This window comes from Variovorax sp. YR750, from assembly GCF_900109805.1.
Taxonomy (GTDB): Bacteria; Pseudomonadota; Gammaproteobacteria; order Burkholderiales; family Burkholderiaceae_C; genus Variovorax; species Variovorax gossypii.
The window spans coordinates 463,531-486,722 of sequence record NZ_FOBJ01000002.1 but is presented as its reverse complement, the minus strand read 5'-3'; the positions used below and the strand labels follow the sequence as shown (position 1 = coordinate 486,722).

General features: G+C 68.4%; 22 protein-coding genes. 10 read left to right on the top strand and 12 right to left on the bottom strand.

Features of this window, described 5'->3' with window-relative positions:
* Positions 1–8: 8 nt before the first annotated feature.
* Positions 9–494: an Lrp/AsnC family transcriptional regulator gene (locus BMY35_RS05795; RefSeq protein WP_093196046.1), complete on the bottom strand. Its 486-nt coding sequence runs from the start codon at positions 492–494 to the stop codon at positions 9–11.
* A gap of 138 nt (positions 495–632) precedes the next feature.
* Here BMY35_RS05795 and BMY35_RS05790 point away from each other — a divergent pair, with 138 nt between their 5' ends.
* Positions 633–1,649 (top strand): 1-aminocyclopropane-1-carboxylate deaminase, encoded by a 1,017-nt coding sequence (locus BMY35_RS05790; protein ID WP_093196045.1) that lies wholly within the window; start codon positions 633–635, stop codon positions 1,647–1,649.
* 101 nt (positions 1,650–1,750) lie between these two features.
* On the opposite strand, the gene pyk is transcribed toward BMY35_RS05790, so the two are convergent.
* The 3 genes from pyk to BMY35_RS05775 form a co-directional block, all read right to left on the bottom strand.
* Entirely contained in the window at positions 1,751–3,199 is a 1,449-nt protein-coding gene (gene pyk / locus BMY35_RS05785) for a pyruvate kinase (RefSeq protein WP_093196044.1), read from the bottom strand.
* 89 nt (positions 3,200–3,288) lie between these two features.
* The gene (locus BMY35_RS05780; protein WP_093196043.1) at positions 3,289–4,482 is read right to left on the bottom strand and encodes a phosphoglycerate kinase; all 1,194 of its coding nucleotides are present in this window, start codon (positions 4,480–4,482) and stop codon (positions 3,289–3,291) included.
* Between the two features lie 118 nt (positions 4,483–4,600).
* Positions 4,601–5,509, bottom strand: a complete 909-nt coding sequence (locus tag BMY35_RS05775) for a LysR family transcriptional regulator (protein ID WP_093196042.1) — start codon at positions 5,507–5,509, stop codon at positions 4,601–4,603.
* A 93-nt stretch (positions 5,510–5,602) separates the two neighbouring features.
* Between BMY35_RS05775 and BMY35_RS05770 the strand changes: the two genes are divergently transcribed.
* Genes BMY35_RS05770 through BMY35_RS05745 form a run of 6 tightly spaced genes read left to right on the top strand, consistent with a single transcriptional unit; the run spans position 5,603 to position 11,109 of the window.
* On the top strand, positions 5,603–6,142 hold the full coding sequence (locus BMY35_RS05770) for a VOC family protein (RefSeq protein WP_093196041.1): 540 nt from the start codon (positions 5,603–5,605) through the stop codon (positions 6,140–6,142).
* Positions 6,135–7,256, top strand: a complete 1,122-nt coding sequence (locus BMY35_RS05765; protein WP_093196040.1) for an alpha/beta hydrolase family protein — start codon at positions 6,135–6,137, stop codon at positions 7,254–7,256. The genes BMY35_RS05770 and BMY35_RS05765 overlap by 8 nt, the downstream gene beginning before the upstream one ends.
* Before the next feature lie 7 nt (positions 7,257–7,263).
* The gene (locus BMY35_RS05760; RefSeq protein ID WP_093196039.1) at positions 7,264–8,916 is read left to right on the top strand and encodes an FAD-dependent oxidoreductase; all 1,653 of its coding nucleotides are present in this window, start codon (positions 7,264–7,266) and stop codon (positions 8,914–8,916) included.
* A complete protein-coding gene (locus tag BMY35_RS05755; RefSeq protein ID WP_093196038.1) occupies positions 8,913–9,128 on the top strand; it encodes a DUF2783 domain-containing protein in 216 nt (71 codons plus the stop codon). The genes BMY35_RS05760 and BMY35_RS05755 overlap by 4 nt, the downstream gene beginning before the upstream one ends.
* Positions 9,125–10,087, top strand: a complete 963-nt coding sequence (locus BMY35_RS05750) for an MBL fold metallo-hydrolase (RefSeq protein ID WP_093196037.1) — start codon at positions 9,125–9,127, stop codon at positions 10,085–10,087. Before BMY35_RS05755 ends, BMY35_RS05750 begins: the two co-directional genes overlap by 4 nt.
* Positions 10,088–10,134: 47 nt before the next feature.
* On the top strand, positions 10,135–11,109 hold the full coding sequence (locus BMY35_RS05745; protein ID WP_093196036.1) for a Bug family tripartite tricarboxylate transporter substrate binding protein: 975 nt from the start codon (positions 10,135–10,137) through the stop codon (positions 11,107–11,109).
* Positions 11,110–11,207: 98 nt separating this feature from the next.
* Here the strand turns inward: BMY35_RS05745 and BMY35_RS05740 are convergent, their stop codons facing one another.
* From BMY35_RS05740 to def, 5 genes are all read right to left on the bottom strand, one after another.
* Positions 11,208–11,555 carry an AzlD domain-containing protein gene (locus BMY35_RS05740; protein WP_093196035.1) on the bottom strand — a complete coding sequence of 116 codons (348 nt, stop codon included), beginning with the start codon at positions 11,553–11,555 and terminating at the stop codon, positions 11,208–11,210.
* Between the two features lie 94 nt (positions 11,556–11,649).
* Positions 11,650–12,390, bottom strand: a complete 741-nt coding sequence (locus BMY35_RS05735; protein ID WP_093196034.1) for an AzlC family ABC transporter permease — start codon at positions 12,388–12,390, stop codon at positions 11,650–11,652.
* Complete coding sequence (gene fmt, locus BMY35_RS05730; protein ID WP_093196033.1) at positions 12,390–13,349, bottom strand: methionyl-tRNA formyltransferase; 960 nt, start codon at positions 13,347–13,349, stop codon at positions 12,390–12,392. Before fmt ends, BMY35_RS05735 begins: the two co-directional genes overlap by 1 nt.
* A complete protein-coding gene (locus BMY35_RS05725) occupies positions 13,346–13,873 on the bottom strand; it encodes a hypothetical protein (protein WP_256228243.1) in 528 nt (175 codons plus the stop codon). The genes fmt and BMY35_RS05725 overlap by 4 nt, the downstream gene beginning before the upstream one ends.
* Positions 13,870–14,388, bottom strand: a complete 519-nt coding sequence (def, locus tag BMY35_RS05720; protein WP_093196031.1) for a peptide deformylase — start codon at positions 14,386–14,388, stop codon at positions 13,870–13,872. Before def ends, BMY35_RS05725 begins: the two co-directional genes overlap by 4 nt.
* 158 nt (positions 14,389–14,546) lie before the next feature.
* Here def and BMY35_RS05715 point away from each other — a divergent pair, with 158 nt between their 5' ends.
* The 3 genes from BMY35_RS05715 to BMY35_RS05705 all read left to right on the top strand — a co-directional run bounded on the left by BMY35_RS05715 (position 14,547) and on the right by BMY35_RS05705 (position 17,570).
* Positions 14,547–15,764, top strand: a complete 1,218-nt coding sequence (locus BMY35_RS05715) for a LysM peptidoglycan-binding domain-containing protein (RefSeq protein WP_093196030.1) — start codon at positions 14,547–14,549, stop codon at positions 15,762–15,764.
* A gap of 34 nt (positions 15,765–15,798) precedes the next feature.
* A complete protein-coding gene (dprA, locus tag BMY35_RS05710; protein ID WP_093196029.1) occupies positions 15,799–16,944 on the top strand; it encodes a DNA-processing protein DprA in 1,146 nt (381 codons plus the stop codon).
* A gap of 107 nt (positions 16,945–17,051) precedes the next feature.
* Entirely contained in the window at positions 17,052–17,570 is a 519-nt protein-coding gene (locus BMY35_RS05705) for a Smg family protein (RefSeq protein WP_093196028.1), read from the top strand.
* Positions 17,571–17,686: 116 nt separating this feature from the next.
* Here BMY35_RS05705 and BMY35_RS05700 read toward each other — a convergent pair whose 3' ends face one another.
* The 3 genes from BMY35_RS05700 to secD form a co-directional block, all read right to left on the bottom strand.
* A complete protein-coding gene (locus BMY35_RS05700; protein WP_093196027.1) occupies positions 17,687–20,104 on the bottom strand; it encodes a DUF1631 family protein in 2,418 nt (805 codons plus the stop codon).
* A gap of 162 nt (positions 20,105–20,266) precedes the next feature.
* A complete protein-coding gene (gene secF, locus BMY35_RS05695) occupies positions 20,267–21,220 on the bottom strand; it encodes a protein translocase subunit SecF (protein ID WP_093196026.1) in 954 nt (317 codons plus the stop codon).
* A gap of 22 nt (positions 21,221–21,242) precedes the next feature.
* Positions 21,243–23,126, bottom strand: a complete 1,884-nt coding sequence (gene secD / locus BMY35_RS05690; RefSeq protein ID WP_093196025.1) for a protein translocase subunit SecD — start codon at positions 23,124–23,126, stop codon at positions 21,243–21,245.
* Positions 23,127–23,192 lie beyond the last annotated feature (66 nt).

The window sequence follows — 23,192 nt, the reverse complement described above, 5'->3', positions numbered from 1 at the left end:
CGGTTTCGTCAGATCGGCAGCTGCGTGGTCGACAGCACCTGCTTGAGCACGACGAAGGTGCGGATCTGCCGCACCCCCGGCAGGTACAGCAGCTGCTCGGCGTGCAGGCGGTTGAAGCTGTCGTTGTCGCGGGTGCGCACGAGCATGAAGTAGTCGAACTCGCCGGACACCACGTGGCATTCGAGGCAACCCGAGACCTTCTGGGCGGCCTTCTCGAAGTCGGCGAAGGAATCGGGCGTGGAGCGGTCGAGCACCACGCCGATCATCACCAGCATGCCGAGCTCGAGCGCGTCGGGTTCGAGCAGTGCGACGACGCCCTTGATGAGCCCGGCCGCCTTGAGCCGCTCCACGCGCCGCAGGCAGGCGGCGGGGCTGAGATTGACCTTGGCGGCCAGCGCCACGTTCGACAGCGAGGCGTCGCGCTGCATGGTGCGCAGGATGGCGCGGTCGGTCCGGTCGAGCTCCGGCGCGTCACGCAATTTTGTTGTGCTCATTGCCAGATCTTCAAATCAAAAACTATCGATTTTTCGATCTTGCATTTTTTTCTCGACCAAAGCCAGCAAACTTCGCAAGCACGTTGCGCAGGCTTCTTCCTACGATTCAAGCTTCAATTTCCTGGACGGAGCCGCACCATGAACCTCGAGAAGTTTCCCCGCTACCCGCTGACCTTCGGCCCCACGCCGATCCAGCCTCTCAAGCGCCTGAGCGCGCACCTGGGCGGCAAGGTCGACCTCTACGCCAAGCGCGAGGACTGCAACAGCGGCCTGGCCTTCGGCGGCAACAAGACGCGCAAGCTCGAGTACCTGATCCCCGAGGCGATCGAAGGCGGCTACGACACGCTGGTGTCCATCGGCGGCATCCAGTCGAACCAGACGCGCCAGGTTGCGGCCGTGGCGGCGCACCTCGGCATGAAGTGCGTGCTGGTGCAGGAGAACTGGGTCAACTATTCCGACGCGGTGTACGACCGGGTCGGCAACATCGAAATGTCACGCATCATGGGCGCCGACGTGCGCCTGGACGCAGCCGGCTTCGACATCGGCATCCGCAAGAGCTGGGAAGACGCCATGGAGAGCGTCCGCAAGGCAGGCGGCAAGCCGTTCCCGATCCCGGCGGGCTGCTCGGAGCATCCGCGCGGCGGCCTGGGCTTCGTCGGCTTCGCCGAGGAAGTGCGCCAGCAGGAGGCCGAGCTGGGCTTCAAGTTCGACTACATCGTGGTCTGCTCGGTGACCGGCAGCACGCAGGCCGGCATGGTGGTGGGCTTCGCGGCCGACGGCCGGGCCGACCGCGTGATCGGCATCGACGCTTCGGCCAAGCCGCAGCAGACCTTCGACCAGATCCTGCGCATCGCCAAGAACACGGCCGAGCTGGTGGAGCTGGGCCGCGACATCACCGAAAAAGACATCGTGCTCGATCGCCGCTTCGGCGGCCCCGAGTACGGCCTGCCCAACGAAGGCACGCTGGAAGCCATCCGCCTGAGCGCGCGCTTCGAGGCCATGCTGACCGACCCCGTGTACGAGGGCAAGTCGATGCACGGGATGATCGAGAAGGTGCGGCTGGGTGAATTCCCTGCCGGATCGAAGGTGCTGTACGCGCACCTGGGCGGCGTGCCCGCCCTCAATGCCTACAGCTTCCTGTTCCGCAACGGCTGATTCCAGGAACACAGCGGAACCGGCTTTGCCGGGCCGCTGGTGTTGCCCCCGGCGAGGGGGAAGGCGCGCGCGACACGAAGTGCGCGAAGCCTGGGGAGTGCTTAACTCGCTCGGCAGATCTTCAGCATGTTGGTGCCGCCGGGGGCACCCATCGGCTCGCCGCAGGTGATCGCGTAGACGTCGCCGCTCTGCACGATGCCGCGCTTCTTCAGGTGGTTCTCGGCCTGCAGCAGCGCGGTGTCGCGGTCGCTTTCCGAATCCATCAGCAGCGGGCGTACGTTGCGGTAGAGCGCCATCTTGCGCTGCGTGGCCAGGCGCGAGGTCAGTGCGTACATGGGAATGTGCGCGCGGTGGCGGCTCATCCACAGCGGGGTGGAGCCCGACTCGGTGAGCGCGACGATGGCCTTGGCGCCCAGGTGATGGGCGGTGAACAGCGCGCCCATGGCGATCGACTGGTCGATGCGGCTGTAGTTCTGGCCGCTGAAGTCGGCGTCGAGCTGCTTGTCTTCGGCCGCCTCGGCGGCTTCGCAGATGCGGCTCATCTCCTGCACGGTCTCGAGCGGGTAGCGGCCCGAGGCTGTTTCGGCGGAGAGCATCACGGCGTCGGTGCCGTCGAGCACGGCGTTGGCCACGTCGCTCACCTCGGCGCGGGTGGGCACGGGGTTGGTGATCATCGACTCCATCATCTGGGTCGCGGTGATCACCACCTTGTCCATCTCGCGGGCCATGCGGATCATCTTCTTCTGCAGCGCGGGCACGGCCGCGTTGCCCACCTCGACCGCGAGGTCGCCGCGCGCGACCATGATGCCGTCGCTGGCGCGCAGGATCTCTTCCAGCTTCGGGATGGCCTCGGCCCGCTCGATCTTGGCGATCATGCCGGGCTTGTGGCCGTACTCGGCCGCGGCCACGTTGCACAGCTGGCGCGCCATTTCCATGTCGGTGGCGTTCTTGGGGAAGCTCACGGCCACGTAGTCGGCCTGGAAGCTCATCGCGGTCTTGATGTCTTCCATGTCCTTGGCCGTCAGCGCGGGCGCGGTGAGGCCGCCGCCCTGCTTGTTGATGCCCTTGTTGTTCGACAGCTCGCCGCCGAGCTTGACGGTGGTGTGCACCGCCTCGCCCCTGACGGCATCGACGGTCAGCACGATCAGGCCGTCGTTCAGCAGGAGCCTGTCGCCGGGCTTCACGTCGCGCGGCAGGTCCTTGTAGTCGAGGCCCACGGCATCGGCGTCGCCGAGCTCGGTGCGCGAGGCGTCGAGCACGAACTTGGCGCCGGCCTCCAGCCAGACCTTGCCCTGCGCGAACTTGCCGACGCGGATCTTCGGGCCCTGCAGGTCGGCCATGATGGCCACCTCGCGGCCCGCGCGGCGGGCGGCTTCGCGCACCATGGCGGCGCGATCGATGTGGTCCTGCGCCGTACCGTGGCTGAAGTTCAGCCGCACCACGCTGACCTTGGCCTGGATCATCTTTTCCAGCAGTTCGGGCGTGCTGGACGCCGGACCGAGGGTGGCAACGATCTTGGTGGCGTGGCGGGGAATGCGGTCCGTGCTCATGAGGGTAGTCTCCGTTTTGTATTCGCTACTGTATACAGTTTGTGTGTCGAACGGAAGTCACCCATGGGTTTTCCCGCTTCGGGCCTCGCTCAGCCCGCGGCGCGCTTCGACAGGATCTCGAAGGCCGGCAGGGTCTTGCCTTCCAGCACTTCCAGGAAAGCGCCGCCGCCGGTCGAGATGTAGCCGACCTGCTTCTCGATGCCGTACTTGGCGATGGCCGCCAGCGTGTCGCCGCCGCCGGCGATCGAGAACGCGCTGCTCTCGGCAATCGCCTGCGCGATGGCCTTGGTGCCGCCCGCGAAGGCGTCGAACTCGAACACGCCCACAGGGCCGTTCCAGACGATGGTGCCGGCTTCGCGCAGCTGCGCGGCGAGCTGGGCGGCAGTCTTGGGGCCGATGTCCAGGATCAGGTCGTCGTCGGCCACGTCGCTCGCGTCCTTGACGGTGGCGGCCGCGTCGGCCGCGAAGGTCTTGGCCGTGACCACGTCCACCGGGATCGGCACGTCGGCGCCGCGCGCGCGCATGGCGTCGATCACCGCCTTGGCCTGGTCGACCAGGTCGGGCTCGGCCAGCGACTTGCCGATCTTCAGGCCGGCGGCCAGCATGAAGGTGTTGGCGATGCCGCCGCCCACGATGAGCTGGTCGACGTTGGCCGACAGGCTCTTCAGGATGGTGAGCTTGGTGCTGACCTTCGAGCCCGCCACGATGGCCACCAGCGGCCGCTTGGGCTGCGCCAGCGCCTTGGTGATGGCGTCGATCTCGGCCGCCAGCAGCGGGCCGGCGGCAGCCACCTTGGCGAACTGCGCGATGCCGTAGGTGGTGGCCTCGGCGCGGTGCGCGGTGCCGAAGGCGTCGTTCACGTAGATGTCGGTGAGCGCGGCCAGCTTGCGGGCCAGGCCTTCGTCGTTCTTCTTCTCGCCCTTGTTGACGCGGCAGTTCTCGAGCAGCACGACCTGGCCGGGCTTCACGTCGACGCCGTCGACCCAGTTGGAGACCAGCGGCACTTCACGGCCGAGCAGCTCGCCCAGGCGCTTGGCAACAGGAGCCAGCGAGTCTTCGGGCTTGAACTCGCCCTCGGTCGGGCGGCCCAGGTGCGAGGTGACCATCACGGCAGCGCCGGCGTCCAGCGCCAGCTTGATGCAGGGCACCGAAGCGCGGATGCGCGTGTCTTCGGTGATGTTGCCGGCGTCGTCCTGCGGCACGTTGAGGTCGGCACGGATGAAGACGCGCTGGCCGGCGGCCTTGCCCTGCGCGCAGAGGTCGGTGAAGCGAATGACGTTCATGGGGGGAGTCCGGAGAAGATGGAAGACAAGACGGAGATCGGCCTGCATTGTAGTTTTTGCCCCATCGCCGACCTGTGCGCCTCTTGCCGCGCGTCGATGCTTTTCTTCAACCCGTTCTTCAGTCTTTTTGCTGCTGTTCGCGCGCGAAGCCCTCGAGCACTTCGACGAAGCTCGCGGCCGCCGGCGACAGCGAGCGCCGCGCCGCGCTGTAGACGCACACCTCGCGATGGAAGTCGGGCGATTCGAGCCGCACCATCTGCAGGCCGTGGGCGCGCACCAGCGGCGCCGAGTAGGTCGGGCACACGGTCAGCCCCAGCCCGGAGGCCACCATGCCCAGCGCGGTGGTCATGTACGACACCTCCTGCGTGCCGGGCCGCAGCATGTATTCGCGTTCCGCGGGTGCCAACTCGGGCAGCACGCGCTGGCGGAAGTCGCGCGTGGGCGCGATGAAGGTGTAGGGGCCGAGCTCGTGCCAGCGCACCTTGCGGCGATTGGCGAAGGCATGGCCCGGCGGGCAGATCAGCCAGTGTCGGTCGCGCAGCAGCGCGCGGCGCTCGATGGCGTCGTCGACGGCCACGTCCTGCCCCACGGCCAGTTCCACGTCGCCCGCCGTCACGCCCGCGAGCAGGTGCTCGGGCAGGGTGTCGGCCAGGCGCACGTCCACGTCGGGGTACCGCTCGCGGTAGAGCGCGATCACGCGCGGCATCAGCGTGCAGGCCATGAGCTGCGGCGCGGCAAGCCGTAGCAAGCCTTTCTTCTTGTCACGCAAATCCGTGACGCCGGCCACCGCGCCGGCCAGGTCGCCCAGCAGCCGGTGCACCGAGGGCAGGAACTCGCGCCCCGCCTCCGACAGCTGCACGCGGCGCGTGTTGCGGTCGAGCAGCTGCACGCCCATCTCGCGTTCCAGCTCGCGCACCAGCACGCTGAGCGCCGACTGCGTGAGGTGCAGCTGCTGCGCCGCGGCGGTGAAGCTGCCGGTCCCGGCCACGGCGGCGAAGGCGCGCAGCTGGCGCAGGGTGAGGTTCATATATACGGTTATTTCATCAATCGATGAATTAATTTCGATTGCATCATAAGACCCGGCATCGCCCAATACCGGCTCACCGGAGACACACGAGCCATGCCGACCCCACCACCGCCCGTGCGCGGGCTGCACCACTTCGCCTGGCGCTGCCGCGACAGCGAGGAAACCCGCCGCTTCTACGAAGACCTGCTCGGCCTGCCGCTGGCCCACGTCATCAAGAGCGACCACGTGCCGAGCACCGGCGAGTACTGCCCCTACGTGCACATCTTTTTCCAGATGCGCGACGGCTCGTACATCGCCTTCTTCGACCTCGGCGACGACATCGCCGCGCTGCCCTCGCCCAACACGCCCTCGTGGGTGAACCACATCGCGCTGCGCGTCGATTCCGTGGCCGACCTACTGGCCGCCAAGGCGCGGCTCGAAGGCGCCGGCATCGAGGTGCTGGGCGTGACCGACCACCACATCATCGAATCGATCTACTTCTTCGACCCCAACGGCATCCGCGTGGAGCTGACCACACCGACCGTGCCGCAGGCCGAGATGGACGCGCATGCACTGCGCGCCCGGGCAGACCTCGACGCATGGACCGCGCGCAAGGCCGAACTTCGCGCGGCAAGGGGCGTGTCGAATGCCTGAGCTGCAACTCGCCGTCATCGACGTGAAGCCCGGTGCGGCCATGGAGAGCCAGTCGGGCCTCCAGTTGCTGCGCCCGCGCATCTACGGCGCCTTCCGCGCGCCGCGGGGCCCGAAGAAGATCGCCGCCATCGTGATGCACCCCACGAGCAACTTCATGGGCCATTACCTGATCGGCCCGCTGGCCGAGCGCGGCATCTGCTGCATGGGCCTGAACTCCCGCTTCGTGGGCAACGACACGGTGCTGCTGATGGAGCGCGCCATTCAAGACCTCGGCGCCGGCGTGCAGTACCTGCGCTCGGCCGGCTACGAGAAGGTGTTCCTCGTCGGCAACTCCGGCGGCGCAGCGCTCTCGGCCTTCTACCAGGCGCAGGCCGAGAAGCTCACCGCCACGCACCTGCCCGACGGCGACCCCACGCACCTGCACCCGGGCGACCTTCCGCCCGTGGACGGCATCGCGCTGTGCGCCGCGCACCTGGGCCGCACGCGGCTGATGCGCGACTGGATCGACCCTTCCGTCACCGACGAGCACGACCCGCTCTCGGTCGACCCCGAGCTCGACATGTACGACGCGCGCCATCGCGTGCCCTACGACAGCGACTTCCTCGCGCGCTTCAGCGCCGCGCAGAAGGCACGTCTCGATCGCATCGAGCAGTGGTGCATCGACCGCCTCGCGCTGCTGCGCGACACGCCGGGCGCCCCGCGCGACCAGACCTTCATCGTCTACCGCACGCATGCCGATCCGCGCTGCGTGGATCTCTCGCTCGACCCCAACGACCGCCTGCCCGGCAGCGTGTGGGGCGACGCCCGGCAGGTGAACTACTCGGCCAACGCGATGGGGCGCACCACCTCGCTCACGGCGTTCCTGTCGCAGTGGTCATCGCGCTCGCAGGCCGACGGGCCGACCAACCTCGCACGCACCACGGTGCCCAAGCTGCTGCTGACCTACACGGGCGACCAGTCGACCTTCCCGAGCACGCGCGACGCGTGGATGGCGGCGGGCGGATCGCGCATCCGCAACGTCGACATCGTCGGCGGCAACCACTATCTCGCGGGGCAGCCGGAGCTGATCCCGAAGGCGGCGGATGCCATCGCCGAGTTCGCGCACGCGCTTTAGCAGAGACATGGAAAACTTCGCATTCGCGCCGGCCTACGAGCTGCCGGCCTGGCCCTTCACGCCGCCGCCCGAACTGGGCAGCAAGACCATCGCACGCCACCCCATCGTGATCGTCGGCGCCGGCCCCTCGGGCCTCACGCTGGCCTGCGACCTCGCGCAACGTGGCGTGCGCGCCGTGCTGCTGGACGAGGACGACACCGTCGGCGTGCGCGGCGCATCGTCGCGCGGCATCTGCTACGCGCAGAAGAGCCTGGAGATCTTCGAGCGCCTGGGCATCTACGAGCGCATCGCGGCCAAGGGCATCACCTGGTCGTTCGGGCGCACCTTCTCGGGCGAGCAGGAGGTCTACAACTTCAATCTGCAGGCGAACAGCGTCTCCAGGCAGCCGCCCTTCATCAACCTGCAGCAGTTCTACGTCGAGTGGTTCCTGGTCGACCGCATCCTCGAACTGGGGCTGACCGACGTGCGCTGGAAGAGCCGCGTCACGCGCGTGGAGCAGCTGGCCGACGGCGTGCGCCTCGAGGTGGAGACGCCCGCGGGCAGCTACACCATCGAGGCCGACCGGCTGATCGACGCCACCGGCGCCAACAGCGCGATCCGCACGCAGCTCGGCATCGACGCGCACTCCTCGCGCAGCACCGACCGCTGGTGCATCAGCGACGTGCGCTTCAGGAAGCCGCTGCCCACCGAGCGCTGGACCTGGGTCGACGCGCCTTTCAACGAAGGCCGCGGCGTATGGCAGCACCTGATGGCCGACGGCGTGTGGCGCATCGACTACCAGATGCCCGAGGACTGCGACACGGCCTACATCAGCAAGCCCGAAGTGGCGGGCGCGCGGCTGCGCGAACAGCTCGGGCCCGACGTGGAGTTCGAGTTCGTCTGGATCGGCCCCTACGGCTACCGCGACCACCTGCTCGACAACTTCCGCCACGGCCGCGTGTTCTTCATCGGCGACGCGGCGCACGTGGTGAGCCCCTTCGGTGCGCGCGGCGGCAACAGCGGCATCCAGGACGCGGCCAACCTCGGCTGGAAGCTCGCGCTGGTCGCGCAGGGCAAGGCGGACGACGCGCTGCTCGACAGCTACGACGCGGAGCGGCAACCCGCCGCGAAGCAGAACCTGCAGGTGACGAGCCGCTCGGCGCGCTTCCTCGCACCACGTTCGCCGGCCGAGCACACCCTGCGCCGCGCCGTGGTGGCTCTGGCGGCGCGCCATCCCTTCGCACGGGCGCTGGTGAACACTGGCCGCATGTCGGTGGCCAACGACTATCCGCCCGCGCCGCTGCTGCCCGAAGGCGCGCGCTCGGTGCAGAACCTGCCGCTGCGCTGGGCCGATGGGCGCGAGACGACGCTGATGCAGCTGCTGTCCGAAGGCACCGAGTGCATCGGCCTGTGGTTCGCGCCGACACGCGAGCAGGCGCGGGCGGCGCTCGATGCGATGGCTTCACTGCCGTTGCGCCTGCTGGCCGTGGGCGGCGACAGCGGCCTGCCCACGCTGCAGGCCAACGAGAAGCTCGCAAGCCATCTCGGCGCAGGCGATGCAGGCAGCTTCGTCCTCGTGCGCCCCGACGCCTATCGCGCCGCCACGCTGGCGAGCGCCACGCCCGAAGCCGTCGCATCTGCAGTGCGCGCCGCACTGGCCGCCAACGAACGCAACCCATGATCACCGAGCCCCGCATCCCCGACCCCGACGGCTTCTACGCGGCGCTGCTCGCCGCGCACGAGGGCCGCACCGAAGCGCAGAGCGCCGACCTCAACGCGCGCCTCGTATTGCTGCTGGCCAACCAGTGCGCCGACCAGGACGTGCTGCTCGCCTGCATCCGCGCGGCGGCCGAAGAAGAAGACCTCACGACGACGAACGACAAGGCCCCATGACCACGACCGTTTCCTTCGCATCCGCCTCCGACACCCGCGAGCAGAAGCCCCGGCTGCAGGAACTCGCGCCCGGCGCGTACGGCTACATCAGCGACTTCGATCCCAACTGCGGCTTCGTCGTCGGCGACGAGCATGTCGTGCTGATCGACACGCGTCCCACGCCGCGCATGGCGCGCGACTTCCTGGCCGCCATCCGCACGGTGACCGACAAGCCCATCCGCACCATCGTTCTCACGCACTACCACGCGGTGCGCGTGATGGGCGCGAGCGCATTCGACGAGGCGCGCGACATCGTCGCGAGCGCCGGCACGCTCTACTGGATCCGCACGCGCGGGCAGGCCGACTTCGACTCGGAAGTCGGTCGCTTTCCGCGGCTCTTCGCGGGCGTGGAGGAGATTCCGGGCCTGACCATCCCGACGACGGTCTTCGAGCGCGAGATGACGTTGCCGCTAGGCGGCGGCCGCGAGCTGCGGCTGATGGCGCTGGGCCGGGGCCATTCGAGCGGCGACACCGTCGCATGGCTGCCCGACAGCGGCGTGCTGTTCTCGGGCGACGTGGTCGAGAACCACTGCGGCGTGTATGCAGGCGACGCCTACATCGGCGACTGGGCCGGCACGCTCGACGCCGTGGCAGCCCTGAAGCCGCGCGTGCTGGTACCCGGCCGCGGCGCGGTGCTGCAGGACGAGGCCGCCTGCGCCGAAGCCATCGGGCTCACCAAGGCATTCCTCTCGACGCTGCTCGAGAGCGTGAAAGCCGGCATCGCGGCCGGCGACACGCTCAAGGGCTGCTTCGCGCGCGCCGAGGCGGCGATGACGCCGCGCTTCGGCGATTGGCCCGTGTTCCAGCACGTGCTGCCCTTCGACGTCTCGCGCGCGTACGACGAGCTGCGCGGCATCGAGCACCCGGTGGTGTGGACCGCCGAGCGCGACCGCGAGCTGTGGCAGACATTGCGCGGCTAGCAAGCCGGCCAGACTGATTTCAAAACGAGCAACGGAGACAAGAGACGATGAAGCGATTCCTTCCCATGCTGGCCGCAACCCTCGCGCTGGCCACTTCCCCCTTCGCATCGGCCCAGCCGGCGGCCTACCCCACCCAGCCGATCAAATGGATCGTGCCCTACGTGGCCGGCGGCGGCACCGACAACCTCGCGCGCACGCTGGCCGAGGCGATGCAGCCGTCGCTGGGGCAGCCGCTCATCATCGACAACCGGCCGGGCGCCTCCACCAACATCGGCGTGGGCGTGATGATGCAGGCCAAGCCCGACGGCTACACGATCATGCAGGCCGAGAATGCCGCGCTGCTCTTCAACGAGCACATGTTCGCCAAGCTGCCGTACAAGCCCGCGAGCGACTTCACCTACATCGGCACCATCGGCCGCTTTCCGGTGGCGCTGGTGGTGCACCCCGACTTTCCCGCGAAGAACGTGGCGGAGTTCGTGCGCTACGTGAAGGCCAACCCCGACAAGGTGAGCTACGCCTCGCCCGGCAACGGCTCGCCGCATCACATGGCGATGGAGCTCTTCAAGCAGAAGGCCGGACTGACGATCACGCACGTGCCCTACAAGGGCGCGGCGCCCGCCATGACCGATGTGATGGGCGGCCAGGTGCCGACGATGATGCTGGACCTGGCCTCGGGCCTGCCGATCATCAAGTCGGGCAAGGTGCGCGTGCTGGCCATTGCACTGCCGCAGCGCGCGAGCGCCCTGCCGGATGTTCCGACCTTCGTCGAGGCCGGCTTCAGCGACGTCAACGCCTACGCCTTCCACGGCCTGATCGGTCCGGCCGGCATGCCGCCCGAGGCGGTGGCGCGGCTCAACGCCGAACTGCACAAGGCGATGAAGGCGCCGAAGGTGGTGAAGCTGTTCGCCGACTTCGGCTTCGAGGCGCTGCCGGGGACGCCGCAGGACTTCTACAAGCTCTCGCGCGCGGAGAGCGAGCGCTGGGGCAAGATCATCGTCGCCGCCGGCGTGAAGCTCGACTAGAAACCGGAGCGCCCGGCTTTTCACTTCGCTTCGCTGCGTGTAACTCCACCCCCGAGGGGGAGGCGCGGCCCGCCTTGGGGCGGTCCGGCGGCGGCCGCCTACCAGCCCAGACCGAGGTGCAGCGGCAGGTACACCACCATGCCCGCGAGCATCGTGCCCAGCACGCCGCGCCGCCAGTAGAAGTACGCGGCGCCGACCACCGCCGCGTAGAGGCGCGCGTCGTGCAGCGTGGTGATGAGGTGCCCCTGCGTCATGACGATCTCGGGCGCGATCACGCCCGCGAGCGCGGCGGCCGGCGCATAGTGCAGCGCGCGGTGCGCCCATTCGGGCAGGCCCCAGGGCCGGTCGAGGATGAAGAAGAAGCAGCGCGTGAGCACGGTGACCAGGGCCAGGCCGACGATCACGCCCATGGTCCACCAGTCGGTGGTCGCATTCGCGGCGCTCATTTGTTGTCCTCCCCCAGGCTCCGCGCACTTCGTGTCGCTTCTCCTCCCCCCTCCGGACGGAGGGGGCGAGCGCCTTCGGGCGGCCGGGCGGCGCTCACTTGTCGTCCTCCGCGTCAGGGTCGAGTCCGAGCTGCTTCTCGAGCCAGAAGCACAGCAGCACGGCCACGCCGATGGCCACCACGATGTTGAGCTTCAGCGGCAGCGCATAGGCCGCCACGGCCGTCGCGCCGGCGATCAGCGCGGCCAGCACGCGCAGGCGCGTCGTCGCCATCGAGCAGACGATGGCCACCAGGCTCAGCACGCCGGCGAAGCTCAGGCCCCAGCTCTGCGGGATGAAGTTGGCCAGCGCGATGCCCAGCAGGCTCATGCCCATCCAGGCGCACCAGGTGACGAAGTAGTTGCCCGTGAGGTAGGCCTCCTGCGCCTGCTGCTCGGCAACGGTCAGCGGCGGCTTGGGGTACTTCTTCGTGAAGAGCGCGTAGCTCATGTCGGCCGTGAGGTAGCCGTGCAGCATGCGGCGCCAGCGTGGCATGTGCATGAGGTAGGGCCGCAGGTGCAGGCTGAACACCACGAAGCGCAGGTTGACGCAGAAACCCGTGGCCAGGATCACCCAGGCCGGCGCGCCGGCGAAGAGCAGCGGAATGGCCGCGAGCTGCGAACTGCCCGCGTAGACCAGCAGCGTCATCGCCACCGCCTCGACCAGGCTCATGTTCGACTTGACCATGGCCACGCCGGTCATGAGCCCCCAGGCACCGATGCCCAGCGCCACGGGAGACATGTCGCGCACGCCGGTACGGAATTCGGGGCGGCTGCGGATGCTTTGCGAGAGGAACATCAGCCGAAGGCCTGCCCGGGCTTCAGGTCGAAGCCGCGCAGGAAATCGGCCACGGCCAGGCGCTTGCCGCCCGGCCGCTGCAGTTCGGTGACGACGAGGGCCGAGCCGGCCCCGGCGGCCACGGTCACGCCGGTCTCGCTCACGGCGAGGATGGTGCCCGGCGCGGCCTGTTCAACCGATGTCGCCGCATGGCCCGCCCAGAGCTTGACGGTTTCGCCGTCCAGCGGGCTGTTGGCGCCCGGGAACGGGTCGAAGGCCAGCACGCGCCGCACGATGGCGTCGGCGGGCTGGGTCCAGTCGACCAGCGCCTCGTGCTTCTCGACCTTGTTGGCGTAGGTAACGCCCTCGGCGGGCTGCGGCGTGCGGACGAGCGTGCCGATGCGCGCCAGCGCCTCGACGATCATCTTTCCGCCGAGTTCGGCCAGGCGGTCGTGCAGGCGGGCGGTGTTGTCGTCGCGACCGATGTCGACGGCCTCGCGCAGCAGCATGTCGCCGGTGTCGAGGCCGGCGTCCATCTGCATGATAGTGATGCCGGTCTGCGCGTCGCCCGCCTCGATGGCGCGGTGGATCGGCGCGGCGCCGCGCCAGCGCGGCAGCAGGCTCGCGTGGATGTTCAGGCAGCCGTGCACCGGCAGGTCGAGCACCCATTGCGGCAGGATGAGGCCGTAGGCGGCGACCACCATCACGTCGGGCTTCGCGGCCAGCAGGGTGTCGCGCGCGGCCGAGGCCTCGTCGGGGTACTTGCCGTCCAGGCGCAGGCTGCGCGGCTGGGCCACGGGCCAGCCGCTGGCGACGGCGCATTGCTTGACGGGGGAGGCCTGCAGCTTCATGCCGCGGCCGGCGGGGCGGTCGGGCTGGCTCATCACCAGCACGACCTCATGGCCGGCGGCGGCGATGGCTTCGAGCGCGACGCGCGCGAACTCGGGCGTGCCCGCGAAAACGACTCTGAGGCGGCTCAATCCCGGATCCGATCGAAATCGAGATCGTCCCCCGTGTGATAGCGCCGGACCACGCCGGTCGGATCGATGTAGATGTACAGCATGCGGCGCTCGTTCACGGCCTTGTAGCGCCAGGTCCAGACCGCGCCGTCGAAGGAGCTCACGCGGGTGATCTCATAGGGCCGGCCGTAGAAGGCCATCACGTCGTTCTGGCGCCACTGGTTGACCTTGATGTCCTGGCCGAAACGCGCCTCGCTGAGCACCTGCGTCACCGAGACGACCTTGCCGGAGGCATCGACGTCGATGTCGACGACCTCGAAGCCGGCCGGCATGCGCGAGTACTGCAGCCGCTCGCCGCCGCCCGTGAGCGGGTAGCGGCCGGTGGGCGTGCCCAGGCGCTGCAGGGTCTCGGCGGCGGTGGCGCCGGGCTGGATGCGGGTGGGTTCGCTGGCGCAGCCGGCAAGAAGGCCGAGGCCGGCGACCGCGAGGAACGCCATCGCTGCAAGGGAGCGACGGCGTGCGTCGGTCATGGCGGGGAGGTTCAAGCCCGCTCCCGCAATTCTTCGCGCTGCTGCTTCAGCAGCTTGCTCTTGATGCGGTTGCGCTTCAGGGGGGAGAGGTATTCGACGAACACCTTGCCCAGCAGGTGGTCGAGCTCGTGCTGGATACACACGGCCAGCAGGCCCTCGGCCTCGATGGTGCGCATCTCGCCGTTCTCGTCGAGCGCCTGCACCTTCACGGAGGTGGAGCGCAGCACGCCGTCGTAGATGCCGGGCACCGACAGGCAGCCCTCTTCGTTCACGACCTTTTCCTCGCTGGCCCAGGTGATCTCGGGGTTGATCAGCACGATCGGCTGGTTACGCTCCTCGGACACGTCGATCACGACGAGGCGCTCGTGCACGTCGATCTGCGTGGCCGCCAGGCCGATGCCGTTGGCGTCGTACATGGTTTCCAGCATGTCGGTGACCAGGGCCTTGATGCGCGCGTCGACGCCCTGCACCGGCTTGGCGACGGTGTGCAGGCGCTTGTCCGGGTAACTCAGAATGTTTCGTTTGGCCATGAAATCGGGGGAAAGTTGTGGCTATTTTCGCCAATTCCGCGACGACACGCGCCGTAGGAGCCCGAAAACGTTGCCCTCCCAAGGGCTTCAGCGCAGAATTCGTAGCAAATTGTGAGATTCGTATGCGCAGCGATACGTCGCGCGCTCACCATCCAGACATGAAAAAGCTCAGACTCACCGAACGCCGGCGCCCCTCCTTTCTTGCCACGCTGACAGCCCTGGCGGTGATCGGCAGTTGCGGCGCCGCGACGTCCTGGGCACAGAACTACCCCATCACCCAGCAGCAGCGCGCCACGGCCCAGCAGACCGCCCAGGCCGGCGTGCCGCTGAGCGAGCTGGCGCCCAACGCGCCCGACGAATACACCGTCAAGCCGGGCGACACGCTCTGGGCCATTTCCCGCCTCTACCTGCTGCGCCCCTGGCGCTGGCCGGAACTCTGGGGCATGAACATCAATGAAATCGCCAACCCGCACCGGATCTACCCCGGCCAGGTGCTCTACCTGGACAAGACCGGCGGCCGCGCCCGCCTGACCACCCGCCGCGGCGGCGTCAGCGGCGACGGCGGAACCATCAAGCTCTCGCCGCGCACCCGCTTCGACTCGCTGGCCGGCATGGCGCTGCCCACGCTCAACCCGAGCATCATCGAGCCCTTCCTGAGCGAACCCATCGTGGTCGATGCCGGCACGCTCGAGGCCGCGCCGCGCATCGTCGCCGGCAACGACAGCCGCGTGCTGCTGTCGCGCGGCGACCGGGCCTATGCCCGCGGCACCGCCGAGGCGCCGCTGGTCGAGGTGCCGGGCCCGGTGCAGAACTTCCGCATCTTCCGCAACGCCACGCCGCTGAAGGACCCGGGCACGGGCGAAATCCTCGGCTACGAGGCGCAGTACCTGGGCAAGGCCCGCCTGCAGCGCGGCGAATCGACCACCGTCGAGACGGTCGAGGACAAGGACCTCATCACGGTGGTGCCCGCCAGCATCGACATCATTGCCTCGCGCGAGGAAATGCGCGCCGGCGACCGCCTGCTGCCCGAGCCGCCGCGCCAGCTGCTGAGCTACGTGCCGCGCGCCCCGTCGACGCAGGTCGACGGCCGCATCATCTCGGTCTACGGCAACGCGGTGCAGTTCGCGGCGCAGAACCAGGTGGTGGCCATCAACAAGGGCACGCGCGACGGCATCGACAACGGTCACGTGCTGGCCATCCTGAAGAACGGCGAGACCATCCTCGACCGCACCGGCGCCCGCAAGGAAACCATCAAGCTGCCGAACGAACGCATCGGCCTGCTGATGGTGTTCCGCACTTTCGAGAAGGTTTCGTACGCGCTGGTGCTCGAAATCAACGACACTCCGCGCGCCGGCGACTTCCTCGTCAATCCCTGACCCGCGACTCCGGCCTTTCTTCTCGCACACTCGTTTGGAACGCGCAGAACTCGCAGGCTGGCTGCGGCTTTCGCTGACGCCCGGCATCGGCGATGGTGCCGCGCGCCGCCTGCTCGCGGCCTTCGGGCTGCCCGAGCGCATCTTCGTGCAACCCGACGCCGCGCTGCGCGAGGTCGTCTCGCATGCGCAGGCAGAAGCGCTGGCGCAGCCGCCCGCCGGCCTGCAGGCGCAGATCGACCTGACCTGGCAATGGCTGCAGGCGGGCGACGACAAGGTATCGCGCCGCGTGGTCACGCTCGGCGACGCCGGCTATCCGGCCTCCCTGCTCGAAATGGCCGATCCGCCGCTGATGCTCTACGTGCTCGGCGCCACCGGCTTCGACCTCACGCAGCTCGGCCACAGCATCGCCGTCGTGGGCAGCCGCAACCCGACGCCGCAGGGCGCAACCAACGCGCGCAGCTTCGGCCGGGCGCTCGGCGAGGCCGGGCTGCCCGTGGTGTCGGGGCTGGCGCTGGGCGTGGACGGCGCGGCGCACACCGGCGCGCTCGACGCGGCGGGCGATGCGCACCGGCTCGCGACGGTGGCGGTGGTCGGCACCGGGCTCGACCGGGTCTATCCCGCGCGGCACCGCGACCTTGCGCACCGCATCACGCTGCAGGGGCTGATCGTGAGCGAACTGCCGCTGGGCACGCCGCCCCTCACCCAGAACTTTCCGAAGCGCAACCGGCTCATCGCAGGCCTTGCGCGCGGCACGCTGGTGGTCGAGGCGGCGCTGCAGTCGGGCTCGCTGATCACTGCGCGGCTCACCTCGGAGCAGGGCAAGGAGGTGTTCGCGATCCCCGGCTCGATCCATTCGCCGCAGTCGCGCGGCTGCCACGCGCTGATCCGCCAGGGCGCGAAGCTCGTGGAGTCGGTGAGCGACATCCTCGAGGAGCTGCCGCCCCTGCATGCGCCGCGCGCTGCCCCGGCTTCATTCGTCTCCGACAGCGCGAGCATGGCTTCGTCGCCGAGAGATCCGCTGCTGGAGGCCCTCGGCTTCGAGCCGGCGAGCCTCGACGCACTCGGCGCGCGCACCGGCTGGGGCGCCGCCGCGCTGCAAGCCAGGATGCTCGAGCTGGAACTGGACGGGCACGTCTCCCGGTTGCCCGGCGGCCTCTTCCAACGAGTGGCATCCACCTAGCGCCTGTTCACACTATTTCCGGAGGTGCGAAGGGCACCAACGCAACCCCGGAAATAGTGTGAACAGGCCCTGGTCGGCATTGCACGAACGTCGGCTATATTGGGCCCATGTTCGAAGTGCTTGTTTTTGTCTACGAAAACTATTGGCGCGGCGATGCCTGCCCCGAGGCCGAACAACTGGGCCGCAAGCTCAGTGCACACGGCTTCGAGGCAGAAGAGATCCGCGAAGCCCTTCACTGGCTCGACGGCCTGAGCCTTGCAACGCAGGGCATGCAGATCGAGCGAAGCTCCGATGACGACGCCACCGCCACGGTCGTGCTGTCCGGAGCGCCTCCCGCGGCCATGCCGCAATCCGCCGACGCGATGCGCGTCTACTCGCTGGCCGAGCAGGACCACCTTGGCGCCGAGTGCCTCGGCTTCATCCGCTTTCTCGAATCGTCGAACGTGCTGCCCTGCGGGCTGCGCGAGATCGTCATCGAGCGCGCGATGGCCGCGCCGGGCGCACCGGTCGCGCTCGACGAGCTGAAGATCATCGTGCTGATGGTGCACTGGAGCACCGGCATCGAGCCCGATGCCTTGGTGCTCGACGAGCTCTGCGAGAGCCGCGAAGGCCGCACGGCACACTAGCCAGGCTCGCCCCCAGGCTGCGCGCACTTCGTGCCGCTTCGCCACCCCCTACCGGGGGCAACACCAGAAGCCCGGCAGAGCCGGTTCCTCGGTGTTCCACGAAAAAAGCCGCGCAGCTAATTCAGCAGACGTTCGGGATTCGCGTCGAGCTTCGCCAGTGCCTCGCGCGTGGCGCGCACCGTGAGCGTTTCCTCTTCGGCAGGCACCAGCAGGCCGGCCTGCAGATAGGTCGCCAGGCGTCCGGCCTGGATCAGGAAGCTGCGCCCATCCCCCGAGGCGAACAGGTGCAGCTGCTTGCGGTCGCTGCGCCAGACGAACTGGACCTGGCTCACGCGATCGTTGTGGTCGAGCATGAACCAGTTGCCCACCTGCAGCTCGTTGGCCCAGGCGATCATGTCCTCGGGCACCTTGGTGCCGGCGGTGTCGGGAATGACCTCGATCGACGCCGCGTCCACGCCAAGCAGCAGTTCGATGCTCTGCGCGTCGAGCGGCAGGTCGGCGGTGCCGCCCACGTCGCTCACGAAATCTTCCAGGTGCGCCAGCCGCTCGGCCATGGCTTCGATCTTGGCCTGCGGGATCGCCTCGGTCTTCGACAGGAAGGCGTCGGACAGCGTGGCGCCGATGATCTTGATCTGCGCTTCCTGCGGCTCGTCGACGATGCCCAGCAGCGCCATGCCCTGGCGCAGGCGCTGCAGCAGCTGCGGCAGGTCCTGGATCACGCGGGCGCGGTCGGTGCGATTGGGCTTGGCGCTCGCGGCCCACACCAGTTCGGAAGCCACGCGCTTGAGCATCACGGTCTGCTCGCCCTGCGCGCCGTAGCGCAGCGCGGCAATGGCCAGCACCTCGGCCCAGATCTTGAAGAGGAACTCCCTGATCTCGTCGCGCACCGGCATGTCGTTCAGCATCTTGCGCAGCTCGATGGTGTACTGGATCGCCATCGTCTCCTTCTGCTCGACCTGCTGCGCCACGCTCATCACGCGCTGCGTGGTGTCGCTCTGCGTCAGGTAGCGGTTGAGGAAGGCGACGAATTCGTCGAACACCAGCTTGAACACGCGCTGGCCGGTCTCGGGATACTGCTCGATCACCTGCACCACGCGACGGATCTCGCCTTCGAGCGCGCTGCCGGTGATGGCGGCCGCGTCGAAGCCCATCACGCAGGAGCCCATGCGGTCGATCAGCATGCGCGCGGGGTGCTGCAGGGTGCCGAAGAATTCGGGCTCGGCGATGGCCACGCGCAGCACCGGCATCTGCAGGCGGGCGAACCACACGCGGGCCGAGAACGGAATGCGTTCCTCGGCGAGGATGGCCTGGAACATCAGCGCCACGATCTCGACCGTGGCCTTGTCGGCCGTGGTGGGCGCGCGCTTCTTGAGCTCGGCGGAGCGTCGGCGCAGGTCGACGGCCGTCTGCTGCATCAGCGTGGCCTGCTCGCCCGCGCCCTCCATGTATTGCGTGGCGGCCATCCGGTAGGCGGCCTCGGCCTCGGCGATGGCGCCGGCGAATGTCCTGGAGAACGCGCGTGGCGCCCCGCCACCGCCGCCCTGGCCCGACTGGCTGCCGGGGCTCGTGGCCCGGCCATCCGTGCTCGCGGTCTGGAACGCCCCGGCGCCGCCCCCCGCTTCGCCGCCGATGCGCGCCGTCACGAAGCGCTTGAGGCTCAGCAGCGCGGTCTGGGCGCGCTGCCGCGCGATCATCAGCGGCGAGCTGCTCATGGTCGACGTGGTCGCCGGAGCGGTCGGCGTCGACTGCTGCTGCTGGCCGTCGTACCCGAAGCCGGCGCGCTGCATGTTGTTCTGGGGGCCGCCGGAGACTCCGCTGTCGACCGGCGCGGCACCCGAGCCGCCACCAGCACCGCTGGCACCGCTGCCACCGGCGCCGCCTCCAGCGTTGCCCGTGCGCCGCACGAAGCTCTTGAGGTCGATCTCCTGCATCACGCCGTTGGCGATCAGGTAGGCGTTGGCGCTCTCGTAGGCCTTGACGATCACGTCGACGAGGCCCTGCTGCACGGTGTCCTGCACCCGGGTCCAGAGCCCGCGGCTCAGGCCCACCGCGAGCCATTGCTCGACCAGCAGCTTGGCCAGCGTCTCGGGCTTGAGCACGTCCTTGGCGTCGAGTTCGGTGGTGCCCTCCAGGTGCTGGATGCGCAGGCGCAGGTCGCTGAGCTCGAAGCTGGCCTTGTCGTGGATCAGCTGGGCGAGCCGCGAGGAGAGGATGTTGCTCTCCACCACCTCGTCGCCGATCAGCTCGAGCCGCAGCGCCGAAGGCATGCTCGACGCGCCGCCGGAGGCGGCCAGCGCCTTGCGCCAGCCGGTCTGGGAAAGCGTGACCCACTGCGTTGCCTGGCCCTGGAACGCGACGAAGTCGTCGCGGTTCTCCTGCATGGAGCGGGCGGTGCCGGCCTCGGAGGCCATGGTCGTCAGCCGGTCCCGTATAGCGCGGGCCAGCGGCACGATGGCACCTTCAGTGGCCGATACGAAGCGCTCACGCGTCTCGCGTGCGAGCTGCAGGGAAGAGGCGGACCGAGCGGTGCTCATTGAAAAGTCGGAAGGGCCAGGGTGTTCTGTTCGTCGGCAACAACCGCGAGCTTGCATCGGGACGGGCTGCCGCACAAGTGTGGAAGTGCCCGGCGTTGCATGCGAACCGCGGCGGCGGTGTTGCCGCCGCCAGCGCCTTGTTGCCTAACCCTGGAGTATCCGTCAGACGACGGCGCCGGCGTTCGGGTCGTCCTCGGAGCCGCCGTCGCGCTTGGTCGGGCCGCCCTTGACCAGGTCCTCGCGCTTCACGCCCAGCCACATGGCGATCGCCGCCGCCACGAAGGCCGACGAGTAGATGCCGAAGCAGATGCCGATGGTCAGCGCCAGCGCGAAGTAGTGCAGGGTCGGGCCGCCGAAGAAGAACATCGACAGCACCACCAGCTGGGTGGAACCGTGGGTGATGATGGTCCGGCTGATCGTCGAGGTGATCGCGTTGTCGATGATCTCGGTGGTCGACATCTTGCGGTAGCGGCGGAAGTTCTCGCGGATCCGGTCGAAGATCACGACCGATTCGTTCACCGAGTAGCCCAGCACCGCCAGCACCGCCGCCAGCACCGCCAGCGAGAACTCCCACTGGAAGAAGGCGAAAAAGCCCAGGATGATCACCACGTCGTGCAGGTTCGCCAGCACGGTAGCCAGCGCAAACTTCCATTCGAAGCGGAACGCCAGGTAGATCATGATGCCGACGACCACCATGGCGAGGGCCTTCAGGCCGTTGGTGGTGAGCTCGTCGCCGACCTGCGGGCCGACGAACTCGTTGCTGCGCAACTCCACCGTGGGCTCTGCCGCCTTCAGCGCGTTCATCACCTCGGCGCTCTGCTGCGCGGAGGTCGCGCCCTTCTTCACCGGCAAGCGGATCTGCACCGACTTGCCGAAGCTCTGGACCTGCACTTCGGTGTAGCCCAGCGTGCCGACGATTTCGCGGACCTTGCCGACGTCGGCCGACTGCGTGTAGGCGACTTCCATCACCGTGCCGCCGGTGAACTCCACCGACAGGTGCAGCCCGCGGTGGAACAGGAAGAACACCGCCAGCGCGAAGGTGACGACGGAAACGATGTTCAGCACCACCGCGTGGCGCATGAACGGGATGGTCTTGTGGATGCGGAAGAATTCCATGGCTGTGCGTCTCTTCTGCTTCTTACTTCGTTTCGGCCGCGGCCGTGCTGTCGGCCGCAGGGCGCCAGACCGTGCCGATGGACACCGTCTTGAGCTTCTTCTTCTGGCCGTACCAGAAGTTCACGAGGCCACGCGAGAAGAACACGGCCGAGAACATCGAGGTGACGATGCCGATGCAATGCACCACCGCGAAACCGCGCACCGGTCCCGAACCGAAGGCCAGCAGCGCGATGCCCGCGATCAGCGTGGTCACGTTGGAGTCCAGGATGGTGCCCCAGGCGCGCTCGTAGCCCGCATGGATCGCCGCCTGCGGCGTCGCCCCGTTGCGCAGCTCCTCGCGCACCCGTTCGTTGATCAGCACGTTGGAGTCGATGGCGACGCCGATGGCCAGCGCCATGGCCGCGATGCCCGGCAGCGTGAGCGTGGCCTGAAGAATGGAGAGGATGGCCACCAGCAGCATCAGGTTGACGGCCAGCGCGATCGACGAGAACAGGCCGAACAGCGCGTAGTAGATGCACATGAACACCATGATCGCGGCGAAGCCGTACATCACGCTGTCGAAACCCTTCTTGATGTTCTCGGCGCCCTGCGTCGGGCCGATGGTGCGTTCCTGGATGATTTCCATGGGCGCCGCCAGCGAGCCGGCGCGCAGCAGCAGCGCGAGGTCGTTGGCTTCGGCCACGCTCATCGAGCCCGAGACCTGGAAGCGGTTGCCCAGCTCGCCGTTGATCGAGGGAGCCGTGAGCACTTCGCCCTTGCCCTTCTCGAAGATCAGCATGGCCATGCGCTTCTTGTAGTTCTCGCGGCTGACGTCACGCATGATGGTGCCGCCCTTCGAGTCCATGGTCAGGTCGACCTTGGGCTGGTTGCTCTGCTGGTCGAAGCCGGGCTGCGCGTCGGTGAGGTTCTCGCCGGTGACGAGCACCTGCTTCTTCACGATCACCGGACGGCCCTGGCGGTCGAGGAATTTCTCGGAACCGAAGGGCACCGGGCCGCCGCTCAGTTCGGCGGCGCGGCCCTCGGCGCTTTCGTCCACCATGCGCATCTCGAGCGTGGCGGTGCGGCCGATGATCCGCTTGGCCTGGGCCGGGTCCTGCATGCCGGGCAGCTGCACGACGATGCGGTCGATGCCCTGCTGCTGGATCACCGGCTCGGCCACGCCGAGTTCGTTGATCCGGTTGTGCAGCGTGGTCACGTTCTGCTTGAGCGCCGCGTCCTGGAAGCGGCGGGCGGCTTCGGGCTTGATGCTCGCCACGATGCGCCATTCGTTGCCCTGCTGGGTCTCGACGGTGCTGAGGTCGGGCATCTGGTCCTGGATCAGGCGCCGGGCGACTTCGACGCTGTCGGCGTCGCGCAGCGTGATCTCGACGGCCTGGCCGTTGCGGTTCACGGCGCTGCCGCGCACCTTCTTCTCGCGCAGGCCAGTGCGGATGTCGCCGGCGAAGGATTCGGCCTTCTTGTCGAGCACGCCGCGCATGTCGACCTGCAGCAGGAAGTCGACGCCGCCGCGCAGGTCGAGGCCCAGGTACATCGGGAAGGCGTGCAGCGCCGTCAGCCACGAGGGCGAGCGCGACACGAGGTTGAGCGCCACCGTGTACGAGGCGTCGTCGGCGTCGGGCACCAGCGCCTGCTGGAGCGTGTCGCGCGCCTTGATCTGGTCGTCGGTGGTCGCAAAGCGGGCCCGCACGGCGGTGGGCTCGAGGGTCAGCAGGTCGGGCGCGAGGCCTGCCGTCTTGAGCAGCTCCTGCACCCTGGCCTGGGTCGACGCGTCGATCTTGACGGTGGACTTCGCCGCCGACACCTGCACCGCAGGCGCTTCACCGAAGAAATTGGGCAGGGCGTAGATGAGCCCCACGAGCAGCACGATCACGATGATCGCGTACTTCCAGACCGGGTAACGGTTCATGAGAAAGCGCTTTTTCTGAAACGAGACACGGCGTGATCTGGGGCCCGCGCCGCAAGGCGCAAGGTT

What these genes read in the sequence shown, in the direction of transcription:
- BMY35_RS05795 (WP_093196046.1), bottom strand. Translation starts at nt 494, where the DNA reads ATGAGCACAACAAAATTGCGTGACGCGCCGGAGCTCGACCGGACCGAC.
- BMY35_RS05790 (WP_093196045.1), top strand. Translation starts at nt 633, where the DNA reads ATGAACCTCGAGAAGTTTCCCCGCTACCCGCTGACCTTCGGCCCCACG.
- pyk (WP_093196044.1), bottom strand. Translation starts at nt 3,199, where the DNA reads ATGAGCACGGACCGCATTCCCCGCCACGCCACCAAGATCGTTGCCACC.
- BMY35_RS05780 (WP_093196043.1), bottom strand. Translation starts at nt 4,482, where the DNA reads ATGAACGTCATTCGCTTCACCGACCTCTGCGCGCAGGGCAAGGCCGCC.
- BMY35_RS05775 (WP_093196042.1), bottom strand. Translation starts at nt 5,509, where the DNA reads ATGAACCTCACCCTGCGCCAGCTGCGCGCCTTCGCCGCCGTGGCCGGG.
- BMY35_RS05770 (WP_093196041.1), top strand. Translation starts at nt 5,603, where the DNA reads ATGCCGACCCCACCACCGCCCGTGCGCGGGCTGCACCACTTCGCCTGG.
- BMY35_RS05765 (WP_093196040.1), top strand. Translation starts at nt 6,135, where the DNA reads ATGCCTGAGCTGCAACTCGCCGTCATCGACGTGAAGCCCGGTGCGGCC.
- BMY35_RS05760 (WP_093196039.1), top strand. Translation starts at nt 7,264, where the DNA reads ATGGAAAACTTCGCATTCGCGCCGGCCTACGAGCTGCCGGCCTGGCCC.
- BMY35_RS05755 (WP_093196038.1), top strand. Translation starts at nt 8,913, where the DNA reads ATGATCACCGAGCCCCGCATCCCCGACCCCGACGGCTTCTACGCGGCG.
- BMY35_RS05750 (WP_093196037.1), top strand. Translation starts at nt 9,125, where the DNA reads ATGACCACGACCGTTTCCTTCGCATCCGCCTCCGACACCCGCGAGCAG.
- BMY35_RS05745 (WP_093196036.1), top strand. Translation starts at nt 10,135, where the DNA reads ATGAAGCGATTCCTTCCCATGCTGGCCGCAACCCTCGCGCTGGCCACT.
- BMY35_RS05740 (WP_093196035.1), bottom strand. Translation starts at nt 11,555, where the DNA reads ATGAGCGCCGCGAATGCGACCACCGACTGGTGGACCATGGGCGTGATC.
- BMY35_RS05735 (WP_093196034.1), bottom strand. Translation starts at nt 12,390, where the DNA reads ATGTTCCTCTCGCAAAGCATCCGCAGCCGCCCCGAATTCCGTACCGGC.
- def (WP_093196031.1), bottom strand. Translation starts at nt 14,388, where the DNA reads ATGGCCAAACGAAACATTCTGAGTTACCCGGACAAGCGCCTGCACACC.
- BMY35_RS05715 (WP_093196030.1), top strand. Translation starts at nt 14,547, where the DNA reads ATGAAAAAGCTCAGACTCACCGAACGCCGGCGCCCCTCCTTTCTTGCC.
- BMY35_RS05705 (WP_093196028.1), top strand. Translation starts at nt 17,052, where the DNA reads ATGTTCGAAGTGCTTGTTTTTGTCTACGAAAACTATTGGCGCGGCGAT.
- BMY35_RS05700 (WP_093196027.1), bottom strand. Translation starts at nt 20,104, where the DNA reads ATGAGCACCGCTCGGTCCGCCTCTTCCCTGCAGCTCGCACGCGAGACG.
- secF (WP_093196026.1), bottom strand. Translation starts at nt 21,220, where the DNA reads ATGGAATTCTTCCGCATCCACAAGACCATCCCGTTCATGCGCCACGCG.
- secD (WP_093196025.1), bottom strand. Translation starts at nt 23,126, where the DNA reads ATGAACCGTTACCCGGTCTGGAAGTACGCGATCATCGTGATCGTGCTG.